The organism is Pseudothauera nasutitermitis (genome assembly GCF_004801295.1).
Taxonomy (GTDB): Bacteria; Pseudomonadota; Gammaproteobacteria; order Burkholderiales; family Rhodocyclaceae; genus Pseudothauera; species Pseudothauera nasutitermitis.
The window spans coordinates 68,836-80,981 of sequence record NZ_SSOC01000005.1 but is presented as its reverse complement, the minus strand read 5'-3'; the positions used below and the strand labels follow the sequence as shown (position 1 = coordinate 80,981).

Annotated in this window: 13 protein-coding genes; 6 read left to right on the top strand and 7 right to left on the bottom strand. The window is 68.2% G+C overall.

Annotated features, from left to right (window positions below):
- Window positions 1-62: 62 nt before the first annotated feature.
- The 6 genes from E6C76_RS13585 to E6C76_RS13560 all read right to left on the bottom strand — a co-directional run bounded on the left by E6C76_RS13585 (window position 63) and on the right by E6C76_RS13560 (window position 6,126).
- Window positions 63-686 (bottom strand): DUF502 domain-containing protein, encoded by a 624-nt coding sequence (locus E6C76_RS13585; RefSeq protein ID WP_136348784.1) that lies wholly within the window; start codon window positions 684-686, stop codon window positions 63-65.
- A 6-nt stretch (window positions 687-692) separates the two neighbouring features.
- Window positions 693-956, bottom strand: coding sequence for an FmdB family zinc ribbon protein (locus E6C76_RS13580; protein ID WP_136348783.1), 264 nt, complete (start codon window positions 954-956; stop codon window positions 693-695).
- Window positions 957-1,225: 269 nt separating this feature from the next.
- Window positions 1,226-2,080, bottom strand: coding sequence for a prepilin peptidase (locus E6C76_RS13575; RefSeq protein WP_136348782.1), 855 nt, complete (start codon window positions 2,078-2,080; stop codon window positions 1,226-1,228).
- 52 nt (window positions 2,081-2,132) lie between these two features.
- Window positions 2,133-3,362 carry a type II secretion system F family protein gene (locus E6C76_RS13570; protein WP_136348781.1) on the bottom strand — a complete coding sequence of 410 codons (1,230 nt, stop codon included), beginning with the start codon at window positions 3,360-3,362 and terminating at the stop codon, window positions 2,133-2,135.
- Window positions 3,363-3,378: 16 nt separating this feature from the next.
- Window positions 3,379-5,100 (bottom strand): type IV-A pilus assembly ATPase PilB, encoded by a 1,722-nt coding sequence (pilB, locus tag E6C76_RS13565; protein WP_136348780.1) that lies wholly within the window; start codon window positions 5,098-5,100, stop codon window positions 3,379-3,381.
- A 198-nt stretch (window positions 5,101-5,298) separates the two neighbouring features.
- Window positions 5,299-6,126: a cytochrome C assembly family protein gene (locus tag E6C76_RS13560; RefSeq protein ID WP_136348779.1), complete on the bottom strand. Its 828-nt coding sequence runs from the start codon at window positions 6,124-6,126 to the stop codon at window positions 5,299-5,301.
- Between the two features lie 41 nt (window positions 6,127-6,167).
- On the opposite strand from E6C76_RS13560, the gene ffh reads away from it, so the two are divergent.
- The 6 genes from ffh to tsaD are packed head-to-tail and all read left to right on the top strand — an operon-like array spanning window position 6,168 to window position 11,304.
- Window positions 6,168-7,529 carry a signal recognition particle protein gene (ffh, locus tag E6C76_RS13555; RefSeq protein ID WP_136348778.1) on the top strand — a complete coding sequence of 454 codons (1,362 nt, stop codon included), beginning with the start codon at window positions 6,168-6,170 and terminating at the stop codon, window positions 7,527-7,529.
- 16 nt (window positions 7,530-7,545) lie between these two features.
- Window positions 7,546-8,337, top strand: coding sequence for an EI24 domain-containing protein (locus E6C76_RS13550; protein WP_136348777.1), 792 nt, complete (start codon window positions 7,546-7,548; stop codon window positions 8,335-8,337).
- A complete protein-coding gene (locus E6C76_RS13545) occupies window positions 8,319-9,068 on the top strand; it encodes a competence/damage-inducible protein A (RefSeq protein ID WP_136348776.1) in 750 nt (249 codons plus the stop codon). Before E6C76_RS13550 ends, E6C76_RS13545 begins: the two co-directional genes overlap by 19 nt.
- Window positions 9,050-9,850 (top strand): M48 family metallopeptidase, encoded by an 801-nt coding sequence (locus tag E6C76_RS13540; protein WP_230976280.1) that lies wholly within the window; start codon window positions 9,050-9,052, stop codon window positions 9,848-9,850. The genes E6C76_RS13545 and E6C76_RS13540 overlap by 19 nt, the downstream gene beginning before the upstream one ends.
- A gap of 5 nt (window positions 9,851-9,855) precedes the next feature.
- Complete coding sequence (gene gloA, locus E6C76_RS13535) at window positions 9,856-10,239, top strand: lactoylglutathione lyase (RefSeq protein ID WP_136348775.1); 384 nt, start codon at window positions 9,856-9,858, stop codon at window positions 10,237-10,239.
- Window positions 10,240-10,281: 42 nt separating this feature from the next.
- Window positions 10,282-11,304, top strand: coding sequence for a tRNA (adenosine(37)-N6)-threonylcarbamoyltransferase complex transferase subunit TsaD (gene tsaD / locus E6C76_RS13530; RefSeq protein ID WP_136348774.1), 1,023 nt, complete (start codon window positions 10,282-10,284; stop codon window positions 11,302-11,304).
- Here tsaD and plsY read toward each other — a convergent pair whose 3' ends face one another.
- Window positions 11,305-11,910: a glycerol-3-phosphate 1-O-acyltransferase PlsY gene (gene plsY, locus E6C76_RS13525; protein ID WP_136348773.1), complete on the bottom strand. Its 606-nt coding sequence runs from the start codon at window positions 11,908-11,910 to the stop codon at window positions 11,305-11,307.
- Window positions 11,911-12,146 lie beyond the last annotated feature (236 nt).

Here is a 12,146-nt window from a genome sequence, read left to right as displayed (position 1 = left end):
TGTTGAAATTCCGGCTGAGAACGGTAAGGGATTCGAGAGAGCAGGCGCCCGTGCGGGCGCGCTCATTCGTTGAGCAGGGCGGGCTGCGGCGGCGTGCGCGCCGGCGGCGCCACCACGCCCATGGAGATCACGTACTTGAGCGCTTCGTCGACGCTCATGTCGAGTTCGATGACGTCCTCGCGGGGCATCATCAGGAAGAAGCCCGAGGTCGGATTGGGCGTGGTCGGCACGTACACGCTGACGTAGTCGCCGTGCAGGTGACGGGCGGCGTCACCGCCCGGGCGTCCGGTCTGGAAGGCGATGGTCCACGAGCCGTGGCGCGGGTACTGCACCAGCAGCACCTTGCGGAAGGCCTGCCCGGAACTGGAGAACAGCGTGTCGGAAACCTGCTTGACGCCGTAGTAGATCGACTTCACCACCGGGATGCGTGCCAGCAGGGCCTCCCAGTAGGCCACCAGGCGCTGGCCGATGACGTTGGCGGCGACCAGCCCGGTGCTCAGCACGATCAGCACGCTCACCAGCAGGCCCACGCCCGGCAGGTTGAAGCCGAGCATGACGCGTGGCTGGATGCCGTCGGGCAGCCATTCGAGAATCTGGTCGAGCGTGCCGACGATCCAGGCCAGCACCATGAAGGTGATGGCCAGCGGAATCCAGATCAGCAGACCGGTGACGAAGTATCGCTTCACGCGCGTTCAGGAAGGATGGCAGGCGCAGCCACCGCCGCAGCCGCCGGTGGCCGGGGCTTCTTTCGCGGCGGGTTTGGCGGACGAGCTGCCGCCCTTGAAGTCGGTGGCATACCAGCCGCTGCCCTTGAGCTGGAAGCCGGCGGCCGACAGCAGCTTGGTGTAGCTTTCCGCGCCGCAGGAGGGACAGTTGGTGAGCGGAGCATCGCTCATCTTCTGCATGTGTTCCTTCTGGAACCCGCAGCTTTGGCAACGATATTCGTAAATGGGCATGATGACCTCCGGCAAGGCAAGCGCGTAAGTCTAGCGCAACGCAGCATCAGGGAAAAGGAAGCGGCAGGGCGTGCGCCGGTGCCGCCGTGCGACCCAGATGAGGGTGCCGCGCGGCGCTTTCAAGCGCCGGCCCCGTGCACGGGGGCGATGTGAGTCCCCCCAGCCTGAAGGCTGGGGTTTCCTCGCCACGGGCTTGTGGAGCCTTCGGCTCCAGGTACGCTGGTCTCGCTGCCCCGCCATGCATGGCGGGGCTTGCACGCGACCCGTGGTCAGAAGCTGCCGAGGTAGAAGCGGGTGATCGATTCGCCCCAGAACAGCGCGAGCACGCCGGCCGCCGCCAGATAGGGCCCGAAGGGAATCGGTGTGCCGCGTCCGTGGCGGGCGAAGACGATCAGCGCGATGCCGATCACGGCGCCGACCAGCGAGGAGAACAGGATGGTCAGCGGCAGCTGTTGCCAGCCCAGCCATGCGCCGATGGCGGCGAGCAGCTTGAAGTCGCCGTAACCCATGCCTTCCTTGCCGGTGAGCAGCTTGAACAGCCAGTACACCGACCATAGCGCCAGGTAGCCCGCCATTGCGCCGATCACCGCGCTGGGCAGACTGGTGAACGTGCCGGACAGGTTGAACGCCAAGCCCAGCCAGAGCAGCGGCAGGGTGATGTCGTCGGGCAGCAGCTGGGTGTCCAGGTCGATGAAGGCCAGCGCGATCATTGCCCACAGGAACAGCAGGGCGCCGGCCGCCGCGAGGCCGAAACCGAAGTGCCAGGCGGCATAGCCCGAAAGCACCGAACTGAGCAGTTCGACGACCGGGTAGCGCCGGCCGATCGGTGCCTGGCAGTGCCGGCAGCGCCCGCGCTGCAGCAAATAGCTGGCCACCGGGATGTTTTCCAGCGCGCCGATCAGGTGCCCGCAGTGCGGGCAGCGCGAACGCGGCGTGGCGAGATTGAAGCGCTCGGAGGCGGCGGGGGCGTCCTCGCCGCGCAGCTCGGCGGCCTGGGCCTGCCATTCGCGTTCCATCATGCGCGGCAGGCGATGGATGACGACGTTGAGGAAGCTGCCGACGAACAGGCCGAGAAGGGCCGCCAGCACGGTGAAGGCGAGCGGCTGGTGAAGGAATTCGATCATGGGGGAGCGGGTGGCGTACCGCCCACCGCTGCCGGTGGGCGGCCGGAAGGAATCAGACGACGGAGCCGAGCTTGAAGATCGGCAGGTACATGGCGATCACCAGGCCGCCGATCACGGTGCCGAGGAAGACCATGATGATCGGCTCAAGCAGTTGCGACAGGCCGGCGACCGCGTCGTCGACCTCCTGCTCGAAGAAGTCGGCCACCTTGGCGAGCATGGAATCGAGTTGCCCCGATTCCTCGCCGATGGACACCATCTGCACCACCATGGTGGGGAATACCACAGCGTTCTGCATGGCGACGGTGAGGCTGGTGCCGGTGCTGACTTCGTTCTGGATCTGCCTGGTGGCGGTCAGGTAGACGTGGTTGCCGGAGGCGCCGCCCACCGAATCGAGTGCCTCGACCAGCGGCACACCGGCAGCGAACATCGTCGACAGCGTGCGCGCCCAGCGGGCCACGGTGGCCTTGCGGATGATCGCGCCGATCACCGGCAGTTTGAGCACGATGCGGTCGGTGGCGATCTGCACGGCGGTCGAACGCTTGTAGGTCATCGTGATGGCCACCACGATGCCGATGAGGATGCCGAACACCGCATACCAGTAATCGACGAAGAAGTCGGACATGGCGATCACGATCATCGTGGGCGCCGGCAGATCCGCGCCAAAGCTGTCGAACACGTTCTTGAACTCGGGGATGACGAACAGCATCATCACCGAGATCACCAGCGCGGCCACCACCACCACGGCGGCCGGGTAGAACAGCGCCGACTTGATCTTGCTCTTGATGGCGAGAATCTTTTCCTTGTAGGTGGCGATGCGGTCGAGCAGGCTGTCTAGGATGCCGGCCTGTTCGCCGGCCGCCACCAGATTGCAGAACAGCTTGTCGAAATACACCGGATGGCGGCTGAAGGCCTGCGACAGGTTGGAGCCGGTCTCCACGTCGTTGCGCACGTCGTTGAGCAGGCGGGCCAGACCAGGGTTGCCCGCGCCCTTGATGCCGATGTCGAAGGCCTGCAGCAGCGGCACGCCGGACTTCATCATGGTCGCCAACTGGCGGGTGAACAGGGCGATGTCCTTGTCGCTGATGCGCCGCCCGCGCGACATGCGCTGCTTCTTGACCTTGGTGGCCAGCACGCCCTGACGGCGCAGCGTGGCCTGCACGACGGCCTCGGTGGCGGCGCGCATCTCGCCGCGCACGATCTTGCCGGTCTTGTCCTTGCCTTCCCAGTTGAACAGCGCATCACCGGCGCGCGGGGCGCGGCTGGTTTGGCTGACGGTGGCCATGTACGGACTCCTTGTCCTATTCGTTGGTGGTGGCCAGCACTTCTTCCAGCGAAGTGACGCCCTGCTTGACCTTCAGCAGCCCGGACTGGCGCAGGTCGCGCACGCCTTCGCGCTGGGCCTGCTCGGCGATGTCCATGGAGTTGCCGTTGGTCATGATGATGTGGGCGATGTCCTCGCTGATCGGCATGACCTGGTAGATGCCCACCCGGCCCTTGTAGCCCGAGCCCTTGCAGCGTTCGCAGCCCACCGGGCCCTGCGGCTGCCAGCTGCCGTCCAGGTCGGCCTCGGAGAAACCGGCCTGCAGCAGCACCTCGATGGGGATGTCCACCGGCTGTTTGCAGGAGCACAGGCGGCGCGCCAGGCGCTGCGCGGTGATCAGGATCACCGAGGAGGCGATGTTGAACGGCGCCACGCCCATGTTCTTCAAACGCTCCAGCGTGGTCGGCGCGTCGTTGGTGTGCAGCGTGGACAGCACCAGGTGGCCGGTCTGCGCGGCCTTCACGGAAATTTCGGCGGTTTCCAGGTCGCGGATTTCGCCGACCATGATCACGTCCGGATCCTGGCGCAGGAAGGCGCGCAGGGCGGTGGAGAAGGTCAGCCCGGCCTTGTCGTTGACGTTGACCTGGTTGATCCCCGGCAGGTTGATTTCCGCCGGATCCTCGGCGGTGGAGATGTTCACCCCGGCCTTGTTGAGGATGTTCAGGCAGGTGTACAGCGACACCGTCTTGCCCGAGCCGGTCGGCCCGGTCACCAGGATCATGCCATAGGGGCGCTCGACGGCGTCCAATAGCGCCTTCTTCTGATCCGGCTCGTAGCCCAGCGCGTCCACGCCCAGCATGGCCGAGGAGGGGTCGAGAATCCGCATGACGATCTTCTCGCCGTGCAGCGTGGGCAGCGTGGATACGCGGAAGTCGATGGCCTTGGTCTTGGACAGCACCAGCTTCATGCGGCCATCCTGCGGCACGCGCTTTTCGGAGATGTCCAGGCGCGAGATGACCTTGATGCGCGCGGCGATCTTTTCCTTGAGCACCAGCGGCGGCTGGGCGACCTCGCGCAGCACGCCGTCGGTGCGTACGCGGATGCGGTAGTACTTTTCGTAGGGCTCGAAGTGGATGTCCGAGGCGCCTTCGTTGATCGCGTCGATCAGCACCTTCTGGATGAAGCGCACCACCGGCGCGTCATCCACCTCGGAGGCGGCATCGTCCGCGCTCGCCTCCGCCGGACCGCCTTCCTGGTCCAGCAGGTCCATGTCGAATTCGTCGCCGGTCAGATCCTTGAGCGACTGTTCTGCAGATTCGGACAGGGATTCGGCGAGCTTGGCGAGCTTGTCGGCCTCGGCGACCACCAGATCGACCTGCAGGCCGGTCTGGAAGCGGATTTCGTCGAGCACGCGCATGTTCGACGGGTCGGCGATGGCCACCACCAGGCGGTTCTGACGTTTGCCCAGGGCGACCACCTGGTGCTTGGCGGTGAGCTTGCGGTCGATCGCGTCGCGCGGCAGGGAGGATTTGTCGAGCGCGGCGACGTCGAGCAGCGGATAGCCGAAGGTCTCGGCCGCGAAGCTGGCCACGTTGCGGGTGCTGATCAGGCCGCGCTGCGCCAGTTCGACCAGGAAACCGTTGGTGGAGCCATGATTCGAGCCGGCGGCACAGGACAGCGCGTCGGCTTCGGAAAGCCGGCCGTGCTGGACCAGGGCGCGGGCGAGACCGCTCAGGGCGGATTGGGGATTGGCTGCCATCGGCGCAATGCTAGCTGAGTGCGCCCGATCTTGCACGCCGCGTGTGGCCTTGTGAGTCACTCCCGCCTGAAGGCGGGAGATTCCTCGCCACGAAATGGGGGCGCCTTCGGCGCCAGGGTGGGTTTGCCTCGCTTGATCTCGCCCTGAAGGGCGAGGTTTGCGCTTTGGCCCGTGGTCAAAGGCCGGCGCGCCTTGCGCTCAGCCCGCGCGGGCGAGCAGCACCTCGATGACGAAGCGGCTGCCCACGTAGGCCAGCAGCAGGGCGACGAAACCGGCCAGCGTCCAGCGCAGCGCCATGCGCCCGCGCCAGCCCCACAGATGGCGGCCGGCCAGCAGGATGCCGAACAGCAGCCACGAGACGAAGGCGAACACCGTCTTGTGGTCGATGCGGAAGGCCTGGCCGAACAGCGACTCGGAGAACGCCACGCCGGACACCAGGGTGAGCGTGAGCAGTACGAAGGCGATGCCGATCAGGCGGAACAGCAGGGCCTCCATGGTGAGCAGCGGCGGCAGGTTGGACAGCGCGCGGGTGAAGCGCGCGTGGTGCAACTGGCGCTCGGCCACGGCCATCAGCATGGCGTGCAGGGCCGCCAGGGTGAACAGGCTGTACGCCAGCATGGCGATGATGAAGTGCGCGCGGAAGGCCGGCGAGCCGGCGTTGGTCAGCACATGTTCGCCGGGGAACAGGATGGGCAGCAGGGCGCCGATCACTCCGGCCGGCATGGCCAGCGCGTGCAGGCCGTCCAGGCGGGCGTAGAGGGTTTCCACCCAGTAGAAGCAGATCGCCAGCCAGATCATCAGCGATACCGCCACGCCGAAGCCGAAGTGCATCTGCCCGTCGGAGAACAGCGCGGTGTGCAGCGCCGCGCCGTGCACCAGCAGGGCGGCGAGCAGCAGCAGGCGCTCGCGGCGGGTCATCGACTGGCGCGGCGCGGCGCTGTTGTTCAGCCAGCTGGTGCGCCAGAAGTACAGGCCCAGGGCGCCGTACAGCGAGGCGGGAACGAGATGAAGTAGAATCGAGGCCATAGCCCCTGCAGTTTACTCCAACGCGCCAAGCTCCCATATCCATGCTCGACAATCTCACCCAGCGCCTGTCCAAAGTCGTCAAAACGCTGCGCGGGCAGGCCCGCCTCACCGAGGACAATATCCAGGATGCGTTGCGCGAAGTGCGCATGGCGCTGCTGGAGGCGGACGTCGCCCTGCCGGTGGTCAAGGACTTCATCGCCCGGGTCAGGGAAAAGGCCGTCGGCCAGGAAGTCGTCGGCTCGCTGTCGCCCGGCCAGGCCCTGGTTGGCGTGGTGCATGACGAACTGAAGGCGCTGATGGGCGGCAGCCACGCCGGGCTCGACCTGGCCGCGCAGCCGCCGGCGGTGATCCTGATGGCCGGCCTGCAGGGCGCCGGCAAGACCACCACCACCGGCAAGCTCGGCAAGCTGCTCGCCGAGCGCATGAAGAAGAAGGTGCTGGCGGTGTCCGCCGACGTCTACCGCCCGGCGGCCATCGAGCAGCTGCGCACCGTGGCCGGGCAGGCGGGCATCGAGTTCTTCCCGTCCACCGCCGAGCAGAAGCCGGTGGATATCGCGCTGGCGGCGCTGGACCACGCCCGCCGTCACTATTTCGACGTGCTGCTGGTCGATACCGCCGGCCGGCTGGCGGTGGACGAGGCCATGATGGCCGAGATCCGCGCGCTGCACGCGGCGGTCAATCCGGTGGAGACCCTGTTCGTGGTCGACGCCATGCTCGGCCAGGACGCGGTGAATACCGCGCGCGCCTTCAACGAGGCGCTGCCGCTCACCGGCGTGGTGCTCACCAAGCTCGACGGCGACGCGCGCGGCGGCGCGGCGCTGTCGGTGCGCCACGTCACCGGCAAGCCGCTGAAGTTCGCCGGGGTCGGCGAGAAGCTCTCCGGGCTGGAGGAATTCCACCCCGAGCGCATGGCCAGCCGCATCCTCGGCATGGGCGACATCCTCGGCCTGGTGGAAGAGGCGCGCCGCGGCGTGGATGAGGACAAGGCGCGCGCCTTCGCGCAGAAACTGAAGACCGGCAAGGGCTTCGACCTCAACGACTTCAAGGAGCAGATCGCCCAGATGCGCGGCATGGGCGGCATCGGCGCGATGCTCGACAAGCTGCCCGCGCAGTTCGCCCAGGCCGCCGGCAAGTTGCAGGGCGGGGCGGAGGAAAAGGCCATGAGCCGTGTCGAGGGCATCATCAACTCGATGACCCCGCAGGAACGCGCCAAGCCGGAAATCCTCAAGGCCAGCCGCAAGCGGCGCATCGCCGCCGGCGCCGGGGTGAGCGTGCAGGAGGTCAATCGCCTGCTCAACCAGTTCGAGCAGACGCAGAAGATGATGAAGCAGTTCTCCAAGGGGGGCATGCAGAAGATGATGCGCGGCCTGAAGGGCATGCTGCCCGGCGGCATGATGCGCTGAGTCTCCGCGGCCGGCCATGCAGTCCATCTTCGTCTCGCTCGCGCGCGCGCTGCGCAGCCTGGGGCAGCGCGGCATCCTGTGGCAGCTGATCTGGCCGGGCCTGGCCGCCGCCGTGTTGTGGGTGGTGGTGGCGGTGTTCTCCTGGGCCACACTGGTCGAGGCACTGGTGAACTGGGTGCGCGGCTGGGCCTGGGTCGGCCCGTGGGTGAGCGAATCCGAGGCGGCCGGCGGCGCGCTGCTGGTGCTCGCCAAGATCGCCGTGTTCCTGCTGTTCGTGCCGCTGATCTATCTCACCGCCGCATTGCTGGTGGCCGTGGTCGCGCTGCCGGTGATGCTGGAAAAGGTAGCGCGGCGCGATTACGCCGATCTGGAGGAGCGCCGCGGCGGCACCACGCTGGGCAGCGCCTGGAACTCCGTGCTCGCCGGCCTGCTGTTCGTGCTCGGGCTGTTGCTCTCGCTGCCGTTCTGGCTGATTCCCGGCGTCGGTCTGGTGGTCTCGGTGGGGCTCACCGCCTGGCTCAACCAGAAGGCCTTCGGCTACGACGCGCTGATGCTGCATGCCGACCGGGAAGAACTTGCCGCCCTGCGCAGCGTGCGCCGGCCGCAGATGCTGCTGCTCGGCGGCATCGGCGCGCTGCTGGCCTATGTGCCCTTCGTCAATTTCGTCGCGCCGGCCTTCTGCGGGCTGGCGTTCGTCCATTACATGCTGGAAGCCCTGCGGCGCGAGCGCGCCGAGCGCGGCGTGTCCGTGCTCGACCCGCTGCCGGAGGCTTCCTCGGAGAAAACCGGATGGCCTTCGGTGCGCTGATCGTCGGCGACGAAATCCTCTCCGGGCGGCGTGCCGACAAGCACCTCGCCCGCCTCGTCGAACTGCTCGCCGCGCGCGGGCTGCGCCTGTCGTGGGCGCGCTACGCCGGCGACGAGCGCGCCGCGCTCACCGAAACCCTGCGGCAGACCTTTGCCACCGGCGACGCGGTGTTCAGCTTCGGTGGTATCGGCGCCACGCCCGACGACCACACCCGCCAGGCCGCCGCCGCCGCGCTCGGCGTGGAACTGGCGCTGCACCCCGAGGCGGAGGCCGAAATCCGCGCGCGCTTCGGCGCGGAAACCACGCCCACGCGCTTGCAGATGGGTGTGTATCCGGTCGGTTCGGCGATCATCCCCAACCCCTACAACCGCATTCCCGGCTTCACCATCGCCGGACACTGGTTCGTGCCGGGCTTTCCGCAGATGGCCTGGCCGATGGTGGAATGGGCGCTGGACACGCACTACGCCCATCTGCACCACGCCGAGGATTACGTCGAACGCGCGATGACGGTGTGGGATGCCTTCGAGGGCCAGTTGGTCGACCTGATGAACGCGATCACCGCCGATTTCCCCGATGCCACCCTGTTCAGCCTGCCCACGCTGGCCGCCGAAGGCGAGCGGCGCAGCCTGGAGCTGGGCATGAAGGGGCCGGCCGCGCGGGTGGCCGAGGCCATGACGCGCATCCAGGCCGAACTCGATCGCCGTGGCTTCCCGTGGGAGCCGCGCAACTGATCGGCCGCCTGCTGCGCCGCAAGCCGCCCGCGCCCACGGAAGAGTGCCGGGAGGCGCTGCTCCAGGGGCGGGCGGTGCCCTACACCCTGCGCCGTTCCGCGCGCCGCACGCTGGCCCTGCAGGTCGAGGCGCGCGGTGTGCGGGTATCCGCCCCGCATGCCTGCGCGCAGAAGGAGATCGACCGTTTCCTGGCTGCGCACGCGCGCTGGCTGTTCGACAAGCTCGACGCGCTGGCCGCGCGTCCGCGTCCCGCTGCCTTCGCGGTTCACGATGGCGCGCTCTTTCCGCTGCTGGGGCGCGATTGCCGCCTGCGTCTGGAAGAGAGCGCCCGGCGTGTGCGTTGGCGCGTCGCAGCCGATGGCGGCGATGAACTGCTGCTGCCGGCACAGGGCGATGGCGCCGCGTTGCTGGAGCGCGCGCTGCGCCGCCGCGCGCTCGACTGGTACGCCGGGCGGGTGGAGGAATACTGCCACCGCCTCGGCCTGCCGCCGCCGGCCGTGCGCCTGACCTCGGCGCGCACGCGCTGGGGCAGTTGCAGCCGCCATGGGGGCATCCGCCTGCACTGGCGGCTGATCCACCTGCCGGCGGAACTGATCGACTACGTGGTCGCCCACGAAGTCGCCCATCTGCTCGAAATGAACCACTCGGCGCGCTTCTGGTCGCTTGTCGAGTCCCTGTATCCGGACTGGCGTGCCGCGCGCGCGCGTCTGCGCGAGGCCGGCGCGGGCCTGCCGAACATCGGCGGCGCCGATGTCTCCGTCCCCAACCTGCACGAGGAATGAACCCCATGCGTATCCTGCACACCATGCTGCGCGTCGGCGATCTGCAACGCTCCATCGCCTTCTACACCGAAATCCTGGGCATGCGCCTGCTGCGCAGCGAAGACTACCCGGACGGCCGGTTCACGCTGGCCTTCGTCGGCTACCAGGACGAAGCCGACGGCGCGGTCATCGAACTGACCCACAATTGGGACACGCCCTCCTACGAACTGGGCAACGCCTTCGGCCACATCGCCCTGGCCGTACCGGACGCCTACCAGGCCTGTGAGCAGATCCGCGCGCGCGGCGGCAAGGTGGTGCGCGAAGCGGGGCCGATGAAGCACGGCACCACGGTGATCGCCTTCGTCGAGGACCCGGACGGCTACAAGGTCGAATTGATCCAGCGCGATTGACCGCGGGTAGAATGCGCGCCTGCTGAAGAACGGGTAGCCGCCATGAAGGTGCTGGGCATCGAATCCTCCTGCGACGAAACCGGCGTCGCGCTCTACGACACCGAGCGCGGCCTGCGCGGCCACCGCGTGCACTCGCAGATCGACCTGCACGCCGCCTATGGCGGCGTGGTGCCCGAACTCGCCTCGCGCGACCACATCCGCCGCCTGCCCATCCTCGTGCGCGAAACCCTGGCTGAGGCCGGCTGTGCATTGAGCGAGGTGGACGCGCTGGCCTATACCGCCGGTCCCGGTCTGGCCGGCGCGCTGCTGGTCGGCGCTGGCGCGGCCGAGGCGCTGGCCATGGCGCTGGCGGTGCCGGCGCTGCCGGTGCACCACCTGGAAGGCCATCTGCTTTCTCCGTTGTTGTCCGCCGATCCGCCGGCATTCCCCTTCGTCGCGCTGCTGGTGTCCGGCGGGCATACGCAGCTGATGCGCGTGAGCGGCGTGGGCGATTACGAATTGCTCGGCGAATCGCTCGACGATGCCGCCGGCGAGGCCTTCGACAAGACCGCGAAACTCCTCGGCCTGGGGTATCCGGGCGGGCCGCAGCTTGCCCGCCTGGCCGAGGGCGGCACCGCCGGGCGCTTCCGTCTGCCACGCCCGATGCTCCATTCCGGCGATCTGGATTTCAGCTTCAGCGGCTTGAAGACGGCGGTGCTCAACGTGGTTTCGGCGCCGGGCTGGCATGCCGCGGATGCCGCCGATCTGGCCGCGGATTTCCAGCAGGCGGTGGTCGAAGTGCTGGTCAAGAAAGCACTCGGCGCCCTGCGTCGCACCGGCCTGAAGCGCCTGGTGGTGGCCGGCGGCGTGGGCGCCAACCGCAGTCTGCGCGCCCAGCTCGACGAAGCGGCCAGACGACGCGGCTGGCGGGTGTATTACCCGGAACCGGAATTGTGCACCGACAACGGCGCGATGATTGCCTTTGCCGGCGCGCTGCGTCTGGCCGCAGGAGCGATGCCGGGCGGTGGCGGGGCGATCGCCATCCGGCCGCGCTGGCCGCTGGTGGAGTTGCGTCCCCCCGTTTGATTATTGGACGCTTTTGGCCGGCTTTTCGCCGAGGCGCCCCTCGGTGCCGGCGAGCAGGCGGCGGATGTTGGCCGCATGGCGCCAGAACAGCACCGCGGCCATGATGAACAGGGCGGCGGTGACCGGCATGGAGCCGATCAGCAGATGTCCAACCACCGGGGCGGCCAGCGCGGCGGCCAGCGCGGCGGCCGAGGAATAGCGCGTGAGCAGCGCGACCAGCAGCCAGGCGCCCAGGCAGGCCAGTGCCAGCCAGCCGTCGATGCCCAGCAGCACGCCCAGCGCGGTGGCCACGCCCTTGCCGCCGTTGAAGCGCAGGAACAGCGAGAACACGTGGCCGAAGAAGGCCGCCAGCCCGGCCCAGGCCGCTTCCACGGCGGAAAAGCCCAGCCGTGCTGCCAGCCATACCACCAGCGTGCCCTTCAGGCAGTCGCCCAGCAGGGTCAGCGCCGCCGCGCCCTTGCTGCCGCTGCGCAGCACGTTGGTGGCGCCGGGGTTGCCCGAGCCGTACTTGCGCGGATCGGCCAGGCCGAACAGGCGGCTGGAAAGAATGGCGAACGGCACCGAGCCAATCAGGTAGGCGGCGGCGAGCAGCAGAATCAGCGTCATCGAATGTCCAGAAGGAATGAAAACGGACGCGGGGCGCCGCGTCCGGGGGCTACAATGGCGCGATTCTAGCCCGCATTTCTCACAGCGTCCCGTCGCGGGGTCGTCGAGGCGTTGCTGTGGTGCGGCGCACGGACTGAACGACGCTGAAGGCGTAGTGGGCACTACGTCGAAGCGGCGTGAGGGAGTACGGCGTGCCACGGCGAGCGCATCGGCGGCCGCAGTAGGGATGCTGTGAG

Coding starts and splice junctions, on each gene's coding strand:
- E6C76_RS13580 (WP_136348783.1), bottom strand. CDS start 956: ATGCCCATTTACGAATATCGTTGCCAAAGCTGCGGGTTCCAGAAGGAA.
- E6C76_RS13575 (WP_136348782.1), bottom strand. CDS start 2,080: ATGATCGAATTCCTTCACCAGCCGCTCGCCTTCACCGTGCTGGCGGCC.
- E6C76_RS13570 (WP_136348781.1), bottom strand. CDS start 3,362: ATGGCCACCGTCAGCCAAACCAGCCGCGCCCCGCGCGCCGGTGATGCG.
- pilB (WP_136348780.1), bottom strand. CDS start 5,100: ATGGCAGCCAATCCCCAATCCGCCCTGAGCGGTCTCGCCCGCGCCCTG.
- E6C76_RS13560 (WP_136348779.1), bottom strand. CDS start 6,126: ATGGCCTCGATTCTACTTCATCTCGTTCCCGCCTCGCTGTACGGCGCC.
- ffh (WP_136348778.1), top strand. CDS start 6,168: ATGCTCGACAATCTCACCCAGCGCCTGTCCAAAGTCGTCAAAACGCTG.
- E6C76_RS13550 (WP_136348777.1), top strand. CDS start 7,546: ATGCAGTCCATCTTCGTCTCGCTCGCGCGCGCGCTGCGCAGCCTGGGG.
- E6C76_RS13545 (WP_136348776.1), top strand. CDS start 8,319: ATGGCCTTCGGTGCGCTGATCGTCGGCGACGAAATCCTCTCCGGGCGG.
- gloA (WP_136348775.1), top strand. CDS start 9,856: ATGCGTATCCTGCACACCATGCTGCGCGTCGGCGATCTGCAACGCTCC.
- tsaD (WP_136348774.1), top strand. CDS start 10,282: ATGAAGGTGCTGGGCATCGAATCCTCCTGCGACGAAACCGGCGTCGCG.
- plsY (WP_136348773.1), bottom strand. CDS start 11,910: ATGACGCTGATTCTGCTGCTCGCCGCCGCCTACCTGATTGGCTCGGTG.